Annotated in this window: 24 protein-coding genes and 1 tRNA gene; 13 read left to right on the forward strand and 12 right to left on the reverse strand. The window is 65.1% G+C overall.

The annotated features are described in order from the left end of the window. The first annotated feature begins 97 nt into the window (after nucleotides 1-97). Nucleotides 98-349, forward strand: coding sequence for a hypothetical protein (locus A5747_RS01270; RefSeq protein WP_076121726.1), 252 nt, complete (start codon nucleotides 98-100; stop codon nucleotides 347-349). Here A5747_RS01270 and A5747_RS01275 read toward each other — a convergent pair. Both A5747_RS01275 and A5747_RS01280 read right to left on the reverse strand, forming a co-directional pair. Beyond that, nucleotides 346-1,296, reverse strand: a complete 951-nt coding sequence (locus A5747_RS01275; protein WP_076121900.1) for a phosphotransferase family protein — start codon at nucleotides 1,294-1,296, stop codon at nucleotides 346-348. The two genes, A5747_RS01270 and A5747_RS01275, sit on opposite strands and share 4 nt — an antisense overlap. 10 nt (nucleotides 1,297-1,306) lie before the next feature. Then, nucleotides 1,307-2,107: an SDR family NAD(P)-dependent oxidoreductase gene (locus A5747_RS01280; protein ID WP_076121728.1), complete on the reverse strand. Its 801-nt coding sequence runs from the start codon at nucleotides 2,105-2,107 to the stop codon at nucleotides 1,307-1,309. Nucleotides 2,108-2,281: 174 nt separating this feature from the next. On the opposite strand from A5747_RS01280, the gene A5747_RS01285 reads away from it, so the two are divergent. Next, nucleotides 2,282-2,917, forward strand: coding sequence for an HD domain-containing protein (locus A5747_RS01285; RefSeq protein WP_076121730.1), 636 nt, complete (start codon nucleotides 2,282-2,284; stop codon nucleotides 2,915-2,917). A gap of 2 nt (nucleotides 2,918-2,919) precedes the next feature. On the opposite strand, the gene A5747_RS01290 is transcribed toward A5747_RS01285, so the two are convergent. Both A5747_RS01290 and A5747_RS01295 read right to left on the reverse strand, forming a co-directional pair. After that, nucleotides 2,920-3,348 (reverse strand): DoxX family protein, encoded by a 429-nt coding sequence (locus A5747_RS01290; RefSeq protein WP_076121733.1) that lies wholly within the window; start codon nucleotides 3,346-3,348, stop codon nucleotides 2,920-2,922. A gap of 70 nt (nucleotides 3,349-3,418) precedes the next feature. Next, nucleotides 3,419-4,903, reverse strand: coding sequence for an MFS transporter (locus tag A5747_RS01295; RefSeq protein ID WP_076121734.1), 1,485 nt, complete (start codon nucleotides 4,901-4,903; stop codon nucleotides 3,419-3,421). A gap of 65 nt (nucleotides 4,904-4,968) precedes the next feature. Between A5747_RS01295 and A5747_RS01300 the strand changes: the two genes are divergently transcribed. Further along, on the forward strand, nucleotides 4,969-5,580 hold the full coding sequence (locus A5747_RS01300; protein ID WP_142245418.1) for a hypothetical protein: 612 nt from the start codon (nucleotides 4,969-4,971) through the stop codon (nucleotides 5,578-5,580). Here the strand turns inward: A5747_RS01300 and A5747_RS01305 are convergent. From A5747_RS01305 to A5747_RS01330, 6 genes are all read right to left on the reverse strand, one after another. After that, entirely contained in the window at nucleotides 5,574-6,425 is an 852-nt protein-coding gene (locus A5747_RS01305) for an SDR family oxidoreductase (RefSeq protein ID WP_083700008.1), read from the reverse strand. The genes A5747_RS01300 and A5747_RS01305 overlap by 7 nt on opposite strands. Nucleotides 6,426-6,441: 16 nt before the next feature. Continuing rightward, nucleotides 6,442-7,176 (reverse strand): MBL fold metallo-hydrolase, encoded by a 735-nt coding sequence (locus A5747_RS01310; protein WP_076121738.1) that lies wholly within the window; start codon nucleotides 7,174-7,176, stop codon nucleotides 6,442-6,444. Between the two features lie 23 nt (nucleotides 7,177-7,199). After that, complete coding sequence (locus A5747_RS01315; RefSeq protein WP_076121741.1) at nucleotides 7,200-7,940, reverse strand: SDR family NAD(P)-dependent oxidoreductase; 741 nt, start codon at nucleotides 7,938-7,940, stop codon at nucleotides 7,200-7,202. Nucleotide 7,941: 1 nt separating this feature from the next. After that, nucleotides 7,942-8,139: a hypothetical protein gene (locus A5747_RS01320; protein WP_076121905.1), complete on the reverse strand. Its 198-nt coding sequence runs from the start codon at nucleotides 8,137-8,139 to the stop codon at nucleotides 7,942-7,944. 62 nt (nucleotides 8,140-8,201) lie between these two features. Next, nucleotides 8,202-9,341, reverse strand: a complete 1,140-nt coding sequence (locus tag A5747_RS01325) for an amidohydrolase family protein (RefSeq protein WP_076121743.1) — start codon at nucleotides 9,339-9,341, stop codon at nucleotides 8,202-8,204. A gap of 84 nt (nucleotides 9,342-9,425) precedes the next feature. Continuing rightward, nucleotides 9,426-9,980, reverse strand: a complete 555-nt coding sequence (locus A5747_RS01330; protein WP_076121745.1) for a pyridoxamine 5'-phosphate oxidase family protein — start codon at nucleotides 9,978-9,980, stop codon at nucleotides 9,426-9,428. Between the two features lie 82 nt (nucleotides 9,981-10,062). On the opposite strand from A5747_RS01330, the gene A5747_RS01335 reads away from it, so the two are divergent. Next, nucleotides 10,063-10,728, forward strand: coding sequence for a TetR/AcrR family transcriptional regulator (locus A5747_RS01335; protein WP_076121748.1), 666 nt, complete (start codon nucleotides 10,063-10,065; stop codon nucleotides 10,726-10,728). Nucleotides 10,729-10,744: 16 nt separating this feature from the next. Here A5747_RS01335 and A5747_RS01340 read toward each other — a convergent pair whose 3' ends face one another. Then, complete coding sequence (locus A5747_RS01340; RefSeq protein ID WP_076121750.1) at nucleotides 10,745-11,512, reverse strand: Stf0 family sulfotransferase; 768 nt, start codon at nucleotides 11,510-11,512, stop codon at nucleotides 10,745-10,747. Nucleotides 11,513-11,796: 284 nt separating this feature from the next. On the opposite strand from A5747_RS01340, the gene A5747_RS01345 reads away from it, so the two are divergent. The 9 genes from A5747_RS01345 (at nucleotide 11,797) to A5747_RS01380 (ending at nucleotide 21,018) form a co-directional block, all read left to right on the forward strand. Beyond that, nucleotides 11,797-12,987, forward strand: a complete 1,191-nt coding sequence (locus A5747_RS01345) for an NAD(P)/FAD-dependent oxidoreductase (RefSeq protein WP_076121752.1) — start codon at nucleotides 11,797-11,799, stop codon at nucleotides 12,985-12,987. A gap of 25 nt (nucleotides 12,988-13,012) precedes the next feature. Further along, entirely contained in the window at nucleotides 13,013-13,702 is a 690-nt protein-coding gene (locus A5747_RS01350) for a class I SAM-dependent methyltransferase (RefSeq protein ID WP_076121754.1), read from the forward strand. 67 nt (nucleotides 13,703-13,769) lie between these two features. After that, the gene (locus A5747_RS01355) at nucleotides 13,770-14,510 is read left to right on the forward strand and encodes a helix-turn-helix domain-containing protein (protein WP_142245419.1); all 741 of its coding nucleotides are present in this window, start codon (nucleotides 13,770-13,772) and stop codon (nucleotides 14,508-14,510) included. A gap of 158 nt (nucleotides 14,511-14,668) precedes the next feature. Next, nucleotides 14,669-15,373, forward strand: coding sequence for a helix-turn-helix domain-containing protein (locus tag A5747_RS01360; protein ID WP_076121758.1), 705 nt, complete (start codon nucleotides 14,669-14,671; stop codon nucleotides 15,371-15,373). A gap of 667 nt (nucleotides 15,374-16,040) precedes the next feature. Further along, a complete protein-coding gene (locus tag A5747_RS01365; RefSeq protein WP_076121760.1) occupies nucleotides 16,041-17,387 on the forward strand; it encodes an FAD-binding oxidoreductase in 1,347 nt (448 codons plus the stop codon). 10 nt (nucleotides 17,388-17,397) lie between these two features. Continuing rightward, nucleotides 17,398-18,348 carry a VOC family protein gene (locus A5747_RS01370; RefSeq protein WP_076121762.1) on the forward strand — a complete coding sequence of 317 codons (951 nt, stop codon included), beginning with the start codon at nucleotides 17,398-17,400 and terminating at the stop codon, nucleotides 18,346-18,348. A 27-nt stretch (nucleotides 18,349-18,375) separates the two neighbouring features. Next, nucleotides 18,376-19,626 (forward strand): cytochrome P450, encoded by a 1,251-nt coding sequence (locus A5747_RS01375; RefSeq protein WP_076121764.1) that lies wholly within the window; start codon nucleotides 18,376-18,378, stop codon nucleotides 19,624-19,626. A 311-nt stretch (nucleotides 19,627-19,937) separates the two neighbouring features. Next, complete coding sequence (locus A5747_RS25180; protein WP_198938105.1) at nucleotides 19,938-20,096, forward strand: hypothetical protein; 159 nt, start codon at nucleotides 19,938-19,940, stop codon at nucleotides 20,094-20,096. Nucleotides 20,097-20,256: 160 nt separating this feature from the next. Next, nucleotides 20,257-21,018, forward strand: coding sequence for an alpha/beta fold hydrolase (locus A5747_RS01380; RefSeq protein ID WP_233147912.1), 762 nt, complete (start codon nucleotides 20,257-20,259; stop codon nucleotides 21,016-21,018). Nucleotides 21,019-21,048: 30 nt separating this feature from the next. Here A5747_RS01380 and A5747_RS01385 read toward each other — a convergent pair. Continuing rightward, nucleotides 21,049-21,121 (reverse strand) — tRNA-Ala (locus tag A5747_RS01385). Nucleotides 21,122-21,127: the final 6 nt, after the last annotated feature.

The following is a 21,127-nucleotide window of genomic DNA, read 5'->3' on the forward strand; positions in this document are numbered from 1 at the left end:
AAGCTGTTGCACGTTCGTAATTGACCTGCGATCTTGCCACGCAAGAACGCGGGAAATTCTGTATCCTCCTCATTCGCCGGGCGGTAGAATCGGCGGCATGAAATTTCGCGCGTGCGCGGCCGGACTGTTTGCCGGCGCGGTATGTGCCGCGAACTTCTTCGGCGCCACTGGTCTGGCCAACGCGGACCCACAAACTGATGGGTCGGGCGGCGCCAACATCGTCATCAACCAATTGATATCGGGGGCGGTCCCCGCACTGCGAGCGCCTACGCAAGACGAAGGCGATTCGGAACAGAACTGGGGTGGCGTCGGAATGTACTGTGAAAACCCGTTCGTGCGGTGCCATTAGTCCAGCATCAACCGCGCGCGCTCGAGTAACCGTGGGACGGTCGCGGCCATGGCCTCCAATTCGGCTCGCGGAGAGCGCCTTCGGCGGTTGTGCTTGACAATGAGCGACCATGTCGCCACTGACTTGAAGCACGCCAACGCGATGAACCAATCCAAGTCGCTGACCTCGCAACCCGGCTCGCGTTGATAGATGTCGGCAAGCTCAGCGACGGGCGGTGCCATTCCAGCCGAGGCCGAGACGCGCCCATAGGTATCAGGATCGCTGTTGATCAGGAACCAGCCCACGTCGGCGCGCGGGTCGCCGATCGACCAGATCTCCCAGTCGATCACCGCATTGACGCGCGCTCCGACGGACACCAGGTTGCCCAGCCGGAAGTCACCGTGCACCACGCTCGGCGTCAAACCCATTGGCGCGCAACCTAACAACGCGTCACGCACGCCCTGCCAGCCTGGCACCAGTGCGGCGTCGACGGTGCGCAACGTGTCGCACCAGCGCCGGACTTCCGATACCGGATCGATGACCGGTTCACTGCCCAACCCCAAGTCGCTCGGCGACAGGCTGTGTAAGGCGGCCATCGCCCGGCATGCATTGCGGTACCGCTCGGCGAGGTCAGGGGTCGATGGGCAACCGTCGAACAACGGCTCCACACAGTCGCCTTCCACATGGGACATGACGAACAGGGGCGGTTTTCCGGCGTCCTCCCACAGGACCTCGGGAACCGGAACCCGCGTCGCGGCAAGCGCTTTGATGATGCGGGCCTGGCGCAACACGTCGCGGTGCGCGACCGGCTCGACGCCGGGCGGAGCGACCTTGATCACCACCGCCCGGCCATCGCGCACGCCCCGAAAGGTGAGGCTGGACGCTCCCCCGGCCAGTGACTCGACTCCGGTGACACCCGCGCCGGCCAGTCGCCGCCGCAGGTCGTCGACGTCGAGTTCGGCGGCCATGCTCATCCGGTCAGCCAGCCGATTCCAGCCAGCCGACTTCGGCCAGAAACGGCTGGGTGTGCGCGATGCGACCGGTCATGGTCTTCGGATCGCCCGTGCACAACCGGAAGACGGTCTCGGTGATCAGCTCGATCCCCTCGGTGTCGGTCTTGGCCAGGTCGAGGGCGCCGGCCCCGGGGGTCGCCACGGGATTCGACGGAGCGGCCGCGTTGACGGCGATGCCATCGTCATAGAGTTCGGCGGCAAGGCTTTTGGTGAGCCGATTGAGCGCGGCCTTGGCGGTGCCGTATATCCCGAAGCCGGCGGCGCGGTCGAAATCGGAGAACGGTGGCCCGGGCGGCAGGTCGCCGCCCACCGACGTCACGTTCAGAATCCAGCCCCGCCCGCGCTCGCGCATCGCGGGAATTGCCAACTGGCACAGATGCAACGGGCCGAGGACGTGCATCTCCATCATCAGCCGGGCCCGTCGCTCGGGAAACCCGTCGAGTGGCCGCAGGAAGGTCACCGCGGCGTTGTTGACCAGGATGTCGGGTGCGCCGACGGCTTGCACCACCTCGGCGAAGAGCCGTTCACGCTCCTCGGATTGGGATAGGTCCGCTTGCACCGCGATGGCCCGACCCCCTGCGGCCGCGATCTCGTCGCGGGTTTGGGCCAGCGACCCTTGGTATTTGGGATCGGGATCCATCGTGCGCGCGGTCAGCGCCACCGTCGCACCCTCGGCCGCAAGCCGCGCGGCGATGGCCTTGCCCAGCCCGCGGCTGCTTCCGGTTACCAGGGCGACCTTCCCGTCGCACCGTTGGTCTGCGCCCATCGTCAATCTCCTCCGGAACCGGCATGCGGAAATGGCTTCTCCGAACTAGAGAATGTCATTATCACCGTCCGATCGGAAGCACGCCCCGGCGCCCCAAACGCATGGCCTAAATCGTGGGAAGCATGGCGTTGCAGCCACTCACCACGTCACACGCGCCGGCCTAACGTAATGCCCATGCAGCAAGTTCCGGATCTGATCGACACCGCCGTCGCGCAGGCCGCGATGCGGCTGGCCCAGTCCACCGAGTCGCCGTCGGTGTTCAACCACAGCGTGCGCAGCTACCTGTTCGGGGAGCTGCTCGCGGCCCGCGAGGGGATGCGGCCGGGCGCCGACTATGACAGTGAGGCCTTGTTTTTGGGGTGCGTCCTGCACGACCTCGGCGTGGGGACCGCGGCGCCCGGCAAGCAGCGGTTTGAGGTCGAGGGAGCGGATCTCGCGGCGGCTTTCCTAACCGAACAGGGCTGCGAGCGCGCGGTCGTGGATGGCGTCTGGGAAGCCATCGCCCTACATACCTCGATTGGCATCGCCAATCGGCGCGGGGCGCTCTGCTTGCTGACGCAGTCAGGCATCGGTGCGGATTTCGGCCGCAACGCCGAGGCCATAGACGCGCAGACGGCCGCGGCAATCCATGACCGGTACCCGCGGCTATCCATGGCGCGCACACTGGTGGACGCGATCGTCGCGCACGCGCAACGCAGCCCCGAGGCGGCGCCACCCTATTCGATGCCGGGCGACCTACTGCGTGAACGCCAGTCCGGAAGCCCCGCTCTGGTGGAGGTCATGGCGTCGCACGGCCGCTGGGGCGAGTGAGATCAGCGCCGCGGGTTGCCGCGTCGAGCATCGATTGAATGGCTCCCCCCGCCCATGAAGAGCAGCAGGAAGAAACCGAAGCAGAAGAGAATCGCCAACGTTCCACCATTGCCCGCCGGGGGATCTCCGATCGGCCAGAGCGTCCGCGGCTGATGCATCCAGAAATACGCGACCGCCATTTCGCCCGAGGCAATGAACGCCGCGGCGCGGGTGAACAATCCGGCCGCGATCAGCAACCCCGCCACGAGTTCGATCAAGCCGGCATACCAGGCGGGCCAGGCTCCCACCTCGACCGGCCACGCCGGACGGACGGGCCAACCGAACAGGATCATCGAACCGTATCCGGCGAAAAGAAGACCGTAGACCAACCGAAACAGGCTAAGCACGGCCGGCGCATGGCGGGCGAGGCGATAGTTCAGATTTCTCGTCATACGACAGACGGTACGGTCGCGCCCAGTCGAGCTACCGGGCCAGCGGCTTGTAGCAGACCAACCCGTTGGACTACGCCGCGTCGCGCGTGCTGGCAGGGCGTCTGGTGCAGGGCTGCTGGCACGCGTGGTTGATTCCCGGCAGCACCTGTCGTGTGATGTCGGCGCCGGTGCGGATGGTCAGGAACGAGATCATGGCGCCGACGACGCAGACGGCCGCGGTGATGGCCATCGCGAGCGCGAAGCCGGCGCCGAGCGGCTGCCCGGGGCCCGCTCGGATTCCGGCCGCGACCGGCAGGACGGCGACCGCGATCAGTCCGGCGACGCGCGCAATGGCGTTGTTGACGCCCGACGCGGTCCCGGCATAGCCGTCGGGTACGGCCGAAAGAACGGCCGCGGTAAGCGGCGCAACGGTGATGGCCAGGCCTACACCGAACACGACCGCAGCAGGCAGTACCACGGCCAGATACGTTGCCCCGGGCACGATTCGCGTCATCAACGCCAGGCCGGCCGCGGCGATCAGCGGACCGACCGTCATGGGCAGCCGTGGCCCGGTGCGCTGCGCGAGCGCGCCGGCCCACGGGGAGCCGATCAGCATGATGATCGTCAAGGGCAACATCGACAGGCCGGCGGCAAGCGCGGAGTAACGCAGGCTCTGTTGCAGCTGCAGGGCTACGAGGAACAAGGCTCCGCCGACCGCCGTGTAGACGGCCAGGGTCGTGAGGTTGGCTCCGGTGAATTGCCGGGAGCGAAACAGGTTCAGGGGCAACAGCGGCGACTGCGCACGGTGTTCGATCAGCGGGAACGCAACCAACGCCGACGCACCGACGGCGGCGGCGGTCACCGTCGCCAATGTCCAACCGCGAGAAGGAAATTCGATGAGCACGTAGATCACCCCGGCCAGGCCCACCGTGATTGCGGCGGTCCCCAGGATGTCGGGGCGGCCGCGCAGCGTTGGATCGCGGGATTCGCTGACGTGACGGGCCGCGATCCACACCACAGCCACGGCGAGCGGGACGTTCAAAAAGAACACCCAGCGCCATGACGCCGTATCCACCAACCAGCCGCCGATGAACGGACCCAGCGCCGTTGTCACTCCGGACATCCCCGCCCAGATTCCCACCGCACGGCCCCGATCCTCATCGGAGATGCCGGCATCGATCAACGCAAGGCTCCCGGGAACCAGCGCCGCCGCACCGACGCCCTGAACCAGCCGGGCGCCGATCAGCCACCCGATGGTCGGTGCGAGACCGCAACCGAGTGAGGCGGCGGTGAAAACGACCAGTCCCGCAACGAAGATTCGGCGGCGGCCGTAACGATCTCCGGCAGCGCCACCCGCAAGCAGCAACGCACTCAACGTCAGCAGGTAGCCGTCGAGGACCCACTGTTGACCGGTCAAGCCCGCACCCATCTCACGGCCGATGGCCGGCAGCGCGACGTTGACAACGGTGGCGTCCAACAGCGCGATTCCCGAACCGAGGACGGCCGCGGCGATCAGCCAGCGCGCGCCCGCCGCCGCCAATGGCAGCTGACGTGGCGCGCTCGCGGGCCGGTCCACGATGCCGATTCTGCGCCATTGGGCAGCCGGAGCAATTAGCGGGATCAAGGGTCTACCATCTCGGCATGCCGATTCTCGGAGGCGCAACCGCTGTCGCCGCGCGAGTGACCAGGTCGACGTCCAATGCACTGCGGGTTCAGCTCACGACTCCCGACGGCGCCGAATTGGGGCAAGCAAAGCAAAAAGGCGGCCCCGCCGTCCTGCTCGGATTCAAGAACGGGGGCAAGAGCGAGTACACGCTGTCCAGCCCCGCGGGCGAGGAATTCCGGATCGCGGTGGCGGGAACCACCACAATCACCAAGGACAACACGCCGGTGGGAAGGATCGTGCCGACCGACGGTGCGGCGCGGTTCGAGGACGGTGGCGGCACCGTCCTAGCGGTGGTACAGCCGCACACCGGATTCAAGGCCGACACCGCCTGGCATCACCGGTTGCTGTCGCCCTCCGGACAGGAACTCGGTGTCCTTACCCTGATGACGGTTCGCACCGGTTGGAAAGACATCGAAGAAACGGCCTATCAATTGCTGCTCGACTACAACGTCACCAGCCTGAAAGCGCCGTCCGCCGGTGCAATGCTCCAACTCAGCGCGCCGGTGGCACCAGAGGTGGGCGACGTGTTGGCCGCGGCGTGCGTCGATTTCTCGGTGCTGCCCCGCGGGTACATCGCCAGTCAGTGATAACCGGGCAGATCCGGCACCCCATCGGCGGTCAGCCAACCGCCGCCGTCGACGACTAGGGTTGCGCCCGTTACGTAAGACGCGCCATCACTGGCCAGGAATAGCACGGCTTCGGCGACCTCGGTGGTCGACCCCGGTCGTCGCAGCGGGCTTCGTGCGGTGCGCTGGCGATCGTCGCCGGCGATTCGCTTGACTCCCTCGGTCCCCGACATCGCCCCGGGCGCAACGATATTCACCCTGACCCCGTCGGGACCCCATTCGATGGCGCACGTGCGGGTCAGCGCGTCGACGCCCGCCTTGGCCGAAACGACGTGCGCCTGCAGCGCCATGCCTCGGTATTGGATTGCCGCGCTGATGTTCACCACGGCGCCGCCGTGATCGCGCAGCCACAGGTCGTACGCCACCTTCGATACGTTGAACGTCCCCAGCAGGTCGATGTCGACGACGGCCTTGAATCCGTTGGGACTCAGGTCGCTGATCGGGACGGGGAAGTTTCCGGCGGCATTGTTGACGACGATGTCGAGTTGACCGAACGTCTGCAGCACTTCCTCGACGACCGCCGTGACCTCGTCGTGGCGGCGCACGTCGCAGACGCCGTACACCGCGTCGATCCCCTCTTGCCGCAGCGCCGCGACGGCCTCTTGAAGGTTCGGTTCCTTGCGACTGCAGATTGCGACGCGGGCGCCGTGGCCGCCCAGCACGCGCGCGACTTCCAGGCCGAGACCGGTGGCGCCGCCGGTGACCAGTGCCACCTTCCCCTGCAGCAGGTCGTCCCGGAACGGGCTCCGGCGATCGGTTGCGGTCACCGGCGTCGCGGCGAGATTGCCGCCATGGTCGTGATCCATACCCCGATCACAGCCCTCACGGCAATCTCGGCGCAGAGGTCATCCCCGCATATCCGTCGGCGAGGCCGCGTAGTTGTGCGGCGCCGTCGCCGGCGAAGGAGGCGCCGTGCATCAGCGCCAGGGTCGTGGGCCGCAACTGCGCGAGCTGCTCGAGCGTGGGTCCCAGGTTGGGGGTCAGCGCGGTGGCGCGGAAGGCCGCCTCAGCCTCTAAAGCCGGTGCGATGCAGTCGGATTCGGTGAGCGCGGGGCACTGACCGGTGTGGGTGAGCAGATCTCCGGCCAGCAGCGTGGAGGTTGTCTCGTCGAACCAAAGCCCGCTTTCCCAATTGTGCGGCACGTGTGGGGTGGGGATGAATCGCAGTCGATGACCGCCGATATCGTGCACGTCACCGGCGACTACCGGGGGCCGGTCGCACATGTCGTTGAGCGAGAGCATGCATGCCAGCGGCCCGTGAATGACCTCGGCCTGCGGCGCCGCGGCCAGCAGCGCGTTCATCGCCCCACACTCGTCGGCCTCGATATGGGCGAACGAAATCCAGCGCAGGCGTTCCAGTGGTATCACCTTGGCGATGGCCGCGGACACCAGCGGGAAGAGCTGCCGCATCCCGCAGTGGAACAGAAACGGCTGCTCCCCGGTCAGCAGGAACTGGTTGAACGTGAAGCCGTGTTCGGTGATGCCCGGTACCCACGTGGAAAACCGGAAGATACCGTCGGCGATTTCATCGACGGTGGTTTGGAGCTCACTACTCATCACAGCAGGCTACGCCCGCCGTGCTAGCCGGCGCCCTTGCCGTTGTCGACCCGGTAGACGGCGCCGTGGATGGCGACCGCGGCGTCGCTGGCCAGGAAGCCGATCACGTTCGCGACGTCGAGGGGCTGCATCATCCCGCGCGGCGACGCGGTGCGCATGATCAGGTCGTAGTTCGGGTTGTCCGGCGCGCTGAACTGCTCGAGTTGCGGTGTGAGCATGCCGCCGGGGCACACGGCGTTGACCCGCAGGCGATCGGCGGTGTACTCCACTGCCAACGCGCGCGTGAGCCCGATCAGCCCATGCTTGGCGGCGCAGTAGCCGGCCGAATACGCCTGGCCTTCGACGCCGGCGATGGAGCTGACGTTGACGATGTTGCCGCCCCGCTCCAGCAGATGGGGCAGCGCGGCCCTGCACAGGTAATACGGCCCGTTCAGGTTGACGCCGAGATCTTGTGCCCAGTCGTCGTCGGTCATCGACTCGGTTCTGCGCATCTGGTGCTTGCCGGCGATGTTGACCAGGACGTCCAGCCCGCCGAACTCGCGGACGCATTGATCGACCGCGTCCCTACATGCCTGCGCCACGCCAACATCCACCGATGCGTACGAACCCCGCTCCACATCGGCGAACACCTCGGCCAAGCGTTCGGTATCCCGACCGATGCCGAAAACCGTTGCGCCCTGGCGGGAAAACAGCCGGGCCGTTTCGGCGCCCAGGCCCGACGACGCGCCGGTCACCAGTGCGACCTTGTCCCGCAGTGCCGACATGTCAGGCTCGCATCCGCGCGGCGCTGATCCGGATGCGGCGTGCTGTCATTAACACGAGCAGACTGATCGCCATCCTCCCCAGCGCCATCCGGCTCGTCCGCCTCTTCCAGCTCGGTCGCCGCGAGCCCACGCGCCGGCCGAAATAGTAGCCGACGCATGCTGCCATCGCGAGAGCGGCGATTGCCGCGAGCACCGTCATCATGACGAGCGTGCTTCGTCACCGTCGCGGCGAGGTCACGCGCGAGGCACAGCTCAGCCGCTCTATCGGTTGAGCAACGAGTCGACGTTGGCGTGAAAGAGACCGGGCATTTCCGGCCCGTCGCAGCCCATCCGCCGATAGTCGTCGAGCGGCGTCGCTGTCCCCTCGGAGTGCGGGTAGTCGCTGCAGAACATGAACACGTCCCCGGCCATTTGGGCCAGCTGCTTGGGGTTCTCGTATGAGAAGGAGGACACCCGGACGTGGTCGAGAAAGTACTCGCTGGGTCGCCGAGACAGGTTGGCCACCGGCTTGCCGTTGAGCTGGGCTGTGAACGCGGACGCACCGTCCAACAGCATCAGAAATTGCGGAACCCAGGCGGAGCTGAGCTCGACCACGCCGAACCGCAGGCGTGGATGACGGTCGAAAACGCCGTGCAGGATCAGGTCGGACAACGCCAGCGCCGGTGGCACCCATAGGAATACGGCCTCGGTGGCGGGCACCAGATCCTGCACCGGATCGTCTTGATACCAGCAATCGTCGAAGACCCGAACCTGATCGGCGACGTGGAAGACCGGCGTGACACCGTGGTCGACGAATGCCGACCACATCCCGTCGTGGTCGGGGTGCGACAACTCGCGCCCGTCCACCGGTCCTGCGCCGATCATGGCGAGCGTGATACCGGCGGCCGCCAGTGTCTCCAGCTCGGCCTCGAGCCACTCCGGGTCGCGCAACGTCAGGTGCGCGACGGGATGCAGTCGCCCGCCACCTTCGGCCTGAACGACGGCGCACCACCGGTTCCATGCCGCCATGTTGGCGGTCATCGCCGGAAGCGTCGGCGACAGGCGGCGCTCCCAGAGCAAGCCGAAATTGGGGAACAGGACCGCCTCGTCGAGGCCCGCGGCATCGAGCCAGCGAAGCCGGGCCGCGGGCTGCCAGTAGGAGGCGGGTAGCGCGTCGTCGTACCGATAGGAGGGTGGCTTCCCGGCCCGTTGACGGTTGCGGTGCTCCCCACAGGATGCGGTGTTGCCGGGAAGGTGGACGTCGGCGAGGGCGAGGTGAGCGCCGCGCCAGTCGAGCCAGGTGTAACCGAGTTCGTCGTCGACCAGGCTCAAGGCGTCGTCGCGCGCATCCGGGTCGATATGGTCGGCCCACAGCGACCGACTCTCGTAGAGATGCTGGTCCGAGTCGACGATGCGAGTCACACCGCCAGTTCTTCCACCGCCGCCCTGCCGCGTCAAGGCCGTGGTCGGCAAGCCCGCGCGGCGCCCGGTCGGCGACCATGGCGACTACGCCGGGTCTGGGGCGTCCCATCGGACGACGGCCGACGTCCAGTGCGTGATCCGCTCTTCCTGGTCGTTGCGGTGCAGATGGCGCGGCGGTTGAGCGAACGTCGAGTAGGGCCGACAGCGGACGACGACTCGGTCCTCGTTGGCGGCCATTTCCTCGACGTACGGGCGGGCTTCTTCGCCCAGCGACTCGCCCGACATGCGTCCGGCGACCGCCATCATCACGTCGACCACGAGGTCGCGGTCACGCTCGACCGTCGCGTCGGCGTACACCTGTAGGTAGGCAAAAGGCCAGCGCTCGTCCAGCACGCAGAGGCTTACTTTTCCGTCGCGTTCGACAATGCGCGCCTTGCCGCGTCCCGCCATCGTCGAGATGAGCAGTTCGTCGTCGTCGGTCGGTATGTAGTACACGATCGACATGGCCGGACCGTCGTGCCGGCGCCGGTATCCGAAGACGCAGGTGCGGTGGGTGCGCACGAACGTACGCCGCTCCGACGGGAGCATGTCTCGGTCTGTGGGAGCCACAAAGGGCTCCGTTGCGAGCGGAAGCAACATCGCAAAACCTCCAAAGTCAATAATGGATACAGCGTTGCCGTTATTGCATCCTGTTGTCAAGACCCGCCATACTGGCCCCGTGATGACCACACAGCGGCGGGACGAAGCGCCTCGACCCTCTCGTGGACGTCCCCCGCTTCCCCTCGATCGGATCATCGATACGGCGCTGCAAATCGTCGACGAAAACGGCGCCGACGCATTGTCCATGCGGACGTTGGCACAGCGACTCAATTCCGGGACCGCGACGCTGTATCGGCACTTCGCCAACCGGTCGGATTTGGTGGCTCAGGTCATCGACCGGGTGTTCGGCGAGGCCGAATACGACACCGTTGATTCCGAGTCATGGCAGGAGATGTGTAAGTCGTTCGCGCGCAAGACATTTGAGGTCTTGCGACGGCACCCGAACGTCGCCCCGCTACTCATCGAGCGGATACCGATCGGACGAAATGCGATGGCTGGCCGCGAAAAAATCATCGCTCTGCTACTAGACAGCGGCTTCCCGCCAGACCTCGCGGCACGGTCCTACGCCACCGTGGCCCGCCACGTCCTGGGCTTCGCCATCCAACTGACCGGACACAGCACCGGCGAAATGCACGACGCAATGGCATCGGACCGGTTCCGTGGCGTAAACCCAATCGAATTTCCCGCCACCATTCGAGTCGCCGACCACCTGCCGGTTCCGTTGGCGGAGGAGTTTGAGTTCGGACTCGAGCTCATCATCAACGGGCTGACCCAGCTCCTGGCTTAGGTGTATCGGGATACACCTAAGCCCACTCCTCGTCGATGAGCCGCCGCCAGTGTTCGTTGATGTGGTCGGACTGACGCTCGAGCGGGGGTTCGGGCAAATCGGCGGCGTGTACGGGATCGGCGCCGAGGAATCGCAAGACTCGCGCAATCTCACCGCGATAGTTCTCGTCGAGATCTTCATAGCGGACCGTCAGAACCTTATGGCCCCGAGTGTTGAAGTAGTTGGTCCAAGCCGCTTGTTCGGCGTCGAGGGTCCGTTCCATCTCGATGATCTGCTCGTACGTCGGTGCCACGCCGGTGAGATCGGCCGCCGGCTGGCCGGGCGTGGGGCGGTCCAGGTAGAGCCCCCACGGACGCACTCTCCCCGACGAGCGGGAAGAACGGAACCACTCGCCGGTCGCTTCGGCACGAAACAGCGATATGGCCTGCGCGCGCCGGTCAGCACGGACGATATTGACGAAAACCGCTGCCGGAAAAAGCATCTCGAGAACAGCTCCCGGATCGCCACGAAAACCCAGTGCTTGCGCGAGCGAAACGACATGCCGCCAATGAATTTTGATACCCCGAATACCGTTCTCCGTCGCCGCGAACGCCATGACCTTCGCCAGATATTCGGTCCACGAGCAATTCGCCGGCAGTTTCAAGTCCTCCTTATAGGACCCGATGTGGTCGGGCGTGAAGTACTCTTCGGGCCGCCCGGCAACTCCGGTCGCGACAAGGCCACCGGCCAGGAGCGAACTACCCGAACGAGGCGTGGAGGCAATGACATAGGTTGCAGGTCTCATAACCTTCGACCCTCCGGGATTACTCCTACGCTCGTACGCCGCCACCCAAATTTTCATGGTGTCTTCGCCGTGGTGTCGAGGCCCACTTGCCGCGCAGCCGGCGTTGTCTGCAATATTCGCAGGTCAGAGGGCCGAGCCGAGGACACGTCACAGCGACAAAACCCACTCAGTGGGCAGAGGTTTCGCAGCTTGTCCCGTGGCTTTTTAACGTCATCGGCGTGGACAGACACGATGCGCCGCTTACGGTAGCGCCAGCTGTTGCGCCGGAGCGGGAGTGACAACGAATGCGTGACCGGTCAGTTGTGATTATCGGTGCTGGTCCTGCTGGGATTTCTGCGGCATTGAGCCTGAAAGACAAACGAATTCGATCGTTGCTCATCGATCGGGCCGATGCAGTGGCGGCGTCTTGGCGCGGTCGGTATGGCCGGCTCAGACTCAACACCGGTCGACAATTTTCCCATCTACCCGGGCGGCGGTACCCGAAAGGCACTCCGCTCTATCCGACTCGTGACCAAATCGTCGAGCACCTGGACACCCATGCGCACGAGGATGGCATCGATTTACACCTGAATACCGAGGTTGAGCGCATCGACGAACATTCCCTGGGATGGCGGTTGACGACGTCGAACGGCGACCTCGACGCCCGCGTCGTCGTGGTCGCAACGGGTTACGAGCACACGCCCTTCATCCCGGACTGGCCGGGCATCTTCAGCGGTGAGCTACTGCATTCAACTCGGTATCGAGACGCGGCGCCGTACGCCCACAAGCGCGTGCTGGTCGTCGGCTCCGGATCTTCGGGCATGGAAATCGCCCACGACTTGACCACAAGCGCAGCGACCAAAGTTTGGCTCTCAGTGCGAACTCCACCAAACATCCTGCCGCGCAAAGGACCCGGGGGACTGCCCAACGACGTGGTATCCATTCCCTTGTTCCGCCTGCCCCCGCGGATAGCCGACCGAATCGCCGCCGCCGCGCGCCGCCACGCGTTCGGCGATCTCGAACCATTCGGCCTGCCCGTTCCAGATGAGGGCCCCTTCGCGAAAGCCCATCGGCTGCAGGCCGCGCCAACAGTCGTCGACTCCGAGGTTATCGACGCAGTGCGCGACGGATTTGTCGAGGTGGTTGCAGCGGTCAGTTCGCTCGAGGGTGCCAAGGTGGCGCTGGCCGACGGCGCACGGATCCAGCCCGACGTGATGATCTGCGCGACGGGGTATCGGCCCGGCCTGCATCCGTTGGTCGGACACTTGGGGGTGCTCACACCCGACGGCGTACCACTAACGCTGTCGCCGTTTCCTGCCGCCGATGGCCTGTACTTCCACGGCCTGCTGAGCCGTCCCGCGCTAATTGGCTACGTAGCCAAGCAATCACGAAAGTTGGCCAAACGCATCTCGCAAGGCCGCCCCCCGCCGTACTGCGTGAGCCGATCCGCGGCCCCGGCCGAGATGCTGCGTCACTACTCCGATACCGGCACGTAATCGACAACCGGACCTAAGGGGAAACATGTCATCCGAAATCATGGACTGGGACAGCGCTTATCGCGAGCAGGGCGAATTCGACGGTCCGCCGCCGTGGAATATCGGTGAGCCGCAACCGGAGTTGGCGGCGCTGATCGCCGCGGGCAAGTTTCGCAGCGACGTGCTCGACGCCGGATGCGGGGTCGCCGAACTGTCGCTGGCACTAGCAACGCAGGGCCACACCGTCGTCGGCATCGACATCACTCCGACCGCCGTCGCTGCGGCTACCAAGGCGGCCGAAGAGCGCGGCCTGACCACGGCCAGCTTCGTGCAGGCCGACATCACGTCCTTCGCCGGCTACCCACCCGGTTCGGAAGGGCGATTCGACACGATTGCCGACAGCACGCTGTTCCACTCGCTGCCGGTCGAGGGCCGCGACGGCTACCTGCGCTCGATCCACCGCGCCGCGGCGCCGGGCGCCAGCTATTTTGTGCTGGTGTTCGCCAAGGGCGCCCTTCCCGCCGAGATGGAGCCCAAGCCGAACGAGGTCGACGAGGACGAGTTGCGCGCTGCGGTGAGCAAGTACTGGGCGATCGACGAGATCCGGCCCGCCTTCATCCACGCGAACATTCCCCCAGCTGGAGACGGCTGGCCCGAATTTCCGGCGCACGACCGCGACGAGAAGGGCCGGATGAAGTTGCCCGCCTTTCTGCTGACGGCGCACAAGGCCGGCTAACACTCTCGCGATCGCCGCGTCGGCGTCAAACAGCGGGTCAGGAGTGGGCCAGTCTGAGTTGGATCACATGTCCGGTCGTGTGGCCAGCGGTAAGTGTGCGGGCGCGACGGGCGGCTCGTTTCACGACGACGGTCGCGGGGTCATCCAGGGCGCATTTGAGCTGCTGGGTTACCTGGGTGCGCTGGAACCGGTGCGGCTGCGGGACTTGGCGAATGTGAGCGGGATCCCCCGGGAAACCGTCCGTCGAATGCTGCAGCAGCTAATCGCAGTGGGGGCGGTCAGTCGCGAAGGTACCCGCTATCGGCTCGGCCCGAGCCTGCTGGAGCTGGGCGCGCAAGTGGGCTCGGAGCGGCGATTACGGACGGCCGCCCGTCGACCGATCGCCGAACTCGCAACCGCCACCGGTGCCGCAGTGCACTTGTCCACGATGATCGGCGGTGAGCTGGTGTACCTGGATGCGGTGGACGCTCGGGTTCCCGTGAGATTCACAGCCGAACCCGGAGCTCGGGTACCGCCGAGAACCGCAGCCGCGCGCGCCCAGATCGAAATGGGCAGCACCGCACCGATTGTGGATCCCGGCGGGGTAATAGCGGACCTGAGTTGTGTCGCGGTAGCGATTCCGCTGGGCAACGGCGCGGCGGCGGTCGTGTCGGCGCTCGTTCCGGGACCGCGACCGCCGCTCGGAGTGTTGGCTGCCACCAGAGCCACCGGCACCCGGATCGTCAGCCTCCTTCATCCACCGCGCGATCCCGACGAGACAGGGCCGGATGAAGTTGCCGGCTTCCTGCTGACGCACAGGGCTGGCTGACACTCTCAATGGCGGATCAGTCCGCGCCCATGCCCGTGAGCCTGTCATCGGTGAACAAAAGTTGTTCATTCTCGATATTCGGCATAGTTTGCTGTGTTTGTGCGTTAGACCCTGAGATGTCGTGACGTTTGTGTGGGCATCAGAGCATAAAGGGGTCGATGGTGGACCAATCCGAGTTGGATCGATTGACCGATCGTGTGGCCAGCGGTAGGAGCGCGGACGCGACGGGCGGCTCCTTTCACAATGACGGTCGCGGGGTCATCAGGAGCGCATTTGAGCTGCTAGATCACGTGGGTGCAATGGAACCTGTGCGGCTGCTCGACTTGGCGAATGTGAGCGGGATCCCCCGGGAGACGGTCCGTCGAATGCTGCAGCAATTAATCGCGGTAGGGGCGGTCAGTCGCGAAGGTACCCGCTATCGGCTCGGCGCGAGCCTGCTGGCGCTGGGCGCGCGAGTGAGCTCGGAGCGGCGATTGCGGGCGGTCGCCCGTCGGCCGATCGCCGAACTCGCAACCGCCACCGGTGCCGCAGTGCAGTTGTCCGCGATGATCGGCGGTGAGCTCGTGTACCTGGACGCGGTCGACGCTCGGGTTCCGTCCGGAGTGGTCGTTCAACCCGGCGCCCCGGTACCACCCAAATGCGCCGCTGCGCGGGCCCACACCGAATTGGGCTACACCGCACCGATAGTGGACGCGGGCGAGTTGAGAGCGGATATGAGCTGTGTCGCGGTAGCGATTCCGCTGGGCAACGGCGCTGTGGCAGCCTTGTCGACGATCGTCGCGGGACCGCGACCGCCGCTCGGACTCCTCGCTGCCACCCGGGCGACTGGCGCCCGTATCGCGGGGCTCCTGCACACACCGTGAATTGGTGATCAGCGAGAAACTCACCCCCGGCTGGTACCACCAACGCACCAGCACGGACTGCGAAATCAAGGTCGGCCCAATACGATTCGCGGTGAGTGCGCGCAAAACCAGACCTGATGATTCCCCGCGTCATATCCCGGTCATCGCGTTGACCCCACGCTTAGGGGAATAGAGCTCTCTCGACCTAGGCTGCAGCGTCGCCACCCAGGCCGGTTAACGGCGTGCGTCAAGCATCGACACTGCCGCGGCATCGTGAATTGGTCTCAGCAAGAAGCCCATTCAGTGGGCACAGATTGGCTACTCGTCCCGCGGCTCCTTAACGTCATAGGCGTGACAGCCACAAATTCGGTGAAGAATGGCACAGAACTAGTGCTGGCGCAGTTGGAATTCCAAGTCGACGACTGCATTTCGCCTCTCCCATCGGAAGCTGCGGTACCTCCGTTGTCGTCATGAATGTTTGGCGATGCGCCGGTCGCGGTGCGAACAAGGCTTGTTGACAACGTTATTCAACCCACCGCCGCGACCATGTGAAACAACCCGAAGCCTATGGCGGCACAAGTGAACATGCGCCGAAATCTGATGAGCCGCACCCTACAACGCGAACGGGAAGCCGCTACCTCGGCGCAAACAGTCTTGCCCGACTTCGTCGTCAACCTATAGGAGACAAATGAGTACAACCGAGGTGATCACTGCGGCCGCCAACGACCTGGCGAGCCGGATTAATGCCACCCAGGTGCGTGTACCCGACGGTGCGCCGTTGATCTGGAATGCGGCGGTGCAACATCGTCCGGCACTGATCATGCGGGCCGAGTCACCGCGCGACGTACAGGAAGCAATCCGTGTGGCGCGTGACCGTGGGATGCGGCTCTCGGTGCTCGGCGGCGGCCATGACTGGGCCGGCCGCGCTGCGTACGACGGCGGTCTGGTTATCGACATGTCCGGGATGCGAAGTGTCACCGTCGATACCGAGGCGCGGATCGCAACGGTGGGTGGGGGCGCCACAGCGGCCGAGCTGATCGACGCGGTCGCGCCGTACGGGCTCGTTGCCGCCACCGGCAACTGCGGTGCTGTCGGCATGACCGGCCTGACGCTCGGCGGGGGCTACGGACCGCTCAACGGGCGGTTCGGCCTTGCCTCGGACAACCTGGTCGGGGCCGAGGTGGTCCTTGCGGATGGCCGAATCGTCACAGCCGACGCGACTCACGAGCCAGAGCTGTTCTGGGCACTGCGCGGTGGTGGCGGCAACTTCGGCGTGGTCACCTCGATGCGGGTGCGGTTGCATCCGGTGGACCGGTTGATCGGCGGGATGATCATGTTCCCGTGGTCGCAGGCCGCGACGGTGTGGCGTGGGCTGGGTGACCTGTTGTCGACGGCGCCGGACGCGCTGACCGTCCAGAGCGGACTGCTGCCCGGCCCGGACGGCAACCTGACGGTTTATCTGCAGCCGGCGTGGAGCGGCGATATTCGTTGCGGCCTAGCGGCCGTCGATCTGCTCGCAACGCTCGGAACGCCACTGATCACACAAGTCGCGCCCGTCGCCTACGGTGAAATACTGCGCCTTTTCGACGTGGGGTGCGTCCGTGGACTGTGCTGGGCGGTTCGCACCCGCACGGTCGCGGGGTACACGCCCGAAGTCATCGATGCGCTGGTGGAGGCCGCGCGGACACTAACCTCGCCGCGCAGCCTCGTCTCCATCCACCACTGTCACGGCGCATCGACTCGCGTCGCCCCGGACCAGACCGCGTTCGCAAACCGCCGCCCGCATTTCGTCGTCGAGATCGTCGCGTGCTGGGAGCCCGGAGACGGCGCCGCTCACCGCGCCTGGGCAGAAGCGTTGTCGGACGCGCTTGCGCCGCACGCGCTTCCAGGCGGATACGCCAATCTGCTCGGGCCGGACGACCACGATCAAATCGCAAACGCATACGGCGACAACGCCACACGGCTCGTCGCCGCCAAAGATCACTACGATCCCGACGCGGTGTTCACCGCCATCCCACTTCCCAGAGTCAGTTAGGAGAGATCGAATGTCGTACATCATCGATAGTCACCACATCACCATGTCGGTGAACGGGGCCCAAGAAGACGTTGACTTCCATGTCAAGGTGCTCGGGCTGCGGCTGATCAAACGCACGGTGCTGTTCGACGGGAACATCCCGATCTATCACCTCTATTACAGCAACGCCGACGGCGACCCGAGCGCCGTGCTCACCACCTTTCCCTTTGGCCAGGCGGGGATCTACGGCCGGCGCGGCACCAACCAGGCGCGTGAGGTACTGCTCGCCGTTCCGGCGGGTTCACTGAACTATTGGTCCGCTCGATTGCACGAGCGGGCCGCGGATGTCCGGGACACGACCGTGTTCGATCGACGGCGGGTGCTGTTCCGGCATCCCTGCGGCATCGAGTACCAGCTGGTCGAGGTCCCCGATGACCCACGTCGTGGTTACAGCGGCAGCGGCGTGCCCGAGGAGTACGCCATCCACGGCATTTACGGTGTCGGTGTCCACGTGACCGGGCCCGACACCGCGGTCGAGTTCGCCGCCAATCACCTCGGTGCACGCGAGGGACTGACCGAAGGTAACCGGTTTGCGTTGGAGGCCGGCAAGTTTGGCCTCGGCGGCGCGGTCGAGCTTGTCGTCAATCGCACAGACGAGCCGGGGACGTGGACCTACGGCGCTGGAACCATCCACCACTTCGCCTGGAACGCAGACACTCTCGAGAATCAGGACAACCTGAAATTCGAGATCGAGGGTGCGGGCTACACAGACATGTCCGAGGTCCGAGACCGCAAGTACTTCAAGTCAGTCTACGTCCGCTCGCCCGGCGGTGCCCTCTTCGAACTGGCCGTGACACACAACGAGGGCGGCTGGGACTGTGATGAGTCGCCGCAGGAGCTGGGGAAGCGATTCCAGCTGCCGGAGCAGTTCGAGGCACGCCGGGAGGAGATCCTCGGCCGTCTCGAGCCGATCGAGCTCTGAGGATCGGCATCGAAATAAGGAACCGCTATGAACGCACCCACAATGCATGACGCGACCAAAGTTCTGGCTGACCCGTCGGCGTACGCCGACGACGAGCGGCTGCACACGGCGCTACGGCAGCTGCGGACAAACAACCCGGTTGCATGGGTAGACCATCCGCCGTATCGGCCGTTCTGGGCGATCACCAAGCACGCGGACATCATGGCGATCGAGCGTGATAATGACCTATTCATCAGCGCGCCCCGGCCGATGCTCACGCGCGCCGATGCCGACGATCTGCTCATGGCACAGCGGGAAGCCGGGACCGGCATCCGAACCCTGGTCGACATGGATGACCCACACCACCGCAAGGTGCGTGCGATCGGAGCGGACTGGTTTCGCCCCAAGGCCATGCGCGACCTGAAGGCGCGAGTCGACCAGCTGGCCAAGCGCTATGTCGACAAAATGCGCGAGATCGGACCTGAGTGCGATTTCGTCACCGACATCGCCGCCGACTTCCCGCTTTACGTCATCCTGTCCTTGCTGGGCCTTCCCGAATCGGACTTCCCTCGGATGCGCACTCTTACCCAGGAGATGTTCGGCCGCGATGACGCCGAACACCAGCGCGGCCAAGAACCCGAGGCCTGGATCGCGGTGGTGCAAGACTTCCTCAACTACTTCGCCACGCTGACCGCGTCACGCCGTCGAAAACCCACCGAAGACCTCGCCTCGGCCATCGCCAACGGGCGCATCGACGGCCAACCGCTCTCGGACATGGACACTGCGTCCTACTACGTGGCCATCGCTAGTGCCGGCCACGACACCACCAAGGACGCCATCTCTGGCGGAATGCGTGCGCTCATCGAAAACCCCAGTGAATTATGGCGATTGAAGCAGCACCTCACGCTGATGCCGACGGCGGTCGAGGAGATGATCCGGTGGGCCACGCCGGTCAAGGAATTCATGCGCACCGCAACCGCCGACACCACTGTTCGAGGGGTCGACATCGCCGAACGCGAGTCGGTGTATCTGGCGTATGTGTCCGGAAACCGTGACGAGGAGGTCTTCGACGATCCGTTCCGCTTCGATGTCGGCCGCGATCCCAACAAGCATCTGGCCTTCGGGTATGGCGTGCACTTTTGCCTTGGCGCCGGGCTGGCGCGGATGGAGATCAGCAGTCTCTACCGAGAACTGCTCCCTCGGCTGGGATCGATCGAGCTCGCGGGTAAGCCCGAATTATCCGCAACAACGTTTGTCGGTGGCCTCAAACACCTGCCAATTCGCTACTCACTGAAGTGATTTCGGTCCGCAGCGCAAACGCGCAAACATCCTTCCGATTCCTGACACCGAAAGGCATACCATGACGCGATTTCCTGAGCATTACCCACCGCGGCCGTCCCTGGCGGGCACCGTACGACAAGTGTGCGTTCACAGCTTGATCGCGATACAGCTGGTCTTTCTGAGCATCATTTTGTGGGCAGCTATTTTCGGCGACCTCCCGATGTCTGACAAGGCTTCCCGACACTGTGTGCCAAACGACTTCGGGCCAGCGGCTTCACGCGACCGACCCGATCGATGAACAAAGCATCACGGCAAAGCGAAGCCCGAGAATGGAATTCAGCTCAAAGCGCAATCAGTATGTGGTGCCGGATTATTCGCAGTCGACCGAAGGGGCCCCTCTTGTCCAAGGCGGCGTTCTGCGACAACTCGCCCTCCACGGCATCGTGACGGTTTTGCTGGTGGCAGCCGCCGTCGTGATGTTCTGGTAAACCCCAGCGCTAGCCGACGAAATCAAACCTGAAACGACGAGTTGCCGTGTCTGAATTCGACTAAACGGCAGTCGTTTTGCGGGCAGCCGTTGCCGCCCGATGATGGCCCACACCCTGCCGGTGGGCACGTCCGTATTTTTTGTCGACCAAAGGACGGTAGATGAATATCTTGGAGACAACGCCATTGGACCAACAGGCTTCTTCCCCGGCCAAAGCGATGCAGGGGTCGACGTATGTGCTGATTCCGGGCGCCTGGCATGGCGCCTGGTGCTGGCGTCCGGTTGCCCGGCGGCTTCGCGCGGCGAACCATCGCGCGATCACCTTGACGCTGCCTGGTCTGGGCGACGGCGACGATCCGTCGGGCTACAGACTCAGGGACGCAGTCCATTGCGTCGTCAACGAGGTGCGCCGGCGCGAACTGGACAACGTGATCCTCGTCGCGCACAGCTGGGGAGGCTATCCCGCCACGGGTGCCACTCACCTACTCGTCGGCCAGGTCACCAAGATCGTCTACTACAACGCTTTTGTGCCGGTTCGCGGCAGATCCCTTGTCGATGAGACACCACACACACGCGAGTTGATGCTGCGGTTGATCGACGGATCGCCTTTCGGCGCCATTGCACCGAGCCTGGAATACGTCGAGCAGCTGTTAATGCAAGGCGTTGCCCCGGAGCTGCAGCGGTTGGTGGCCGATCTAATGACGCCGCAGCCCGGCGGTTACTTCCTTGGCGGTCTCGACATCGATGCGGCGAGTCTGGGTCTTCCCACCGCCTACATCACCGGCGACAGCGATTGCGCGCTGCCACAACCGGGGCCAGAATTTGCGGCCCGGCTCGGTGTACAACCCGTCGTCGTTCCGGGGACGCACAACGGAATGCTGACCCACCCCGACGAAGTGGCCAAAGCGATCCTCGCGGCTTGATGGAAGTAATGTCTCGCGACGTCACATCGGTGGAGCTAAGGGGACTCGAACCCCTGACCCCCACACTGCCAGTGTGGTGCGCTACCAGCTGCGCCATAGCCCCGAGAAG

This window comes from Mycobacterium sp. IS-836 (genome assembly GCF_001954275.1).
In the GTDB taxonomy this organism is placed as follows: Bacteria; Actinomycetota; Actinomycetes; order Mycobacteriales; family Mycobacteriaceae; genus Mycobacterium.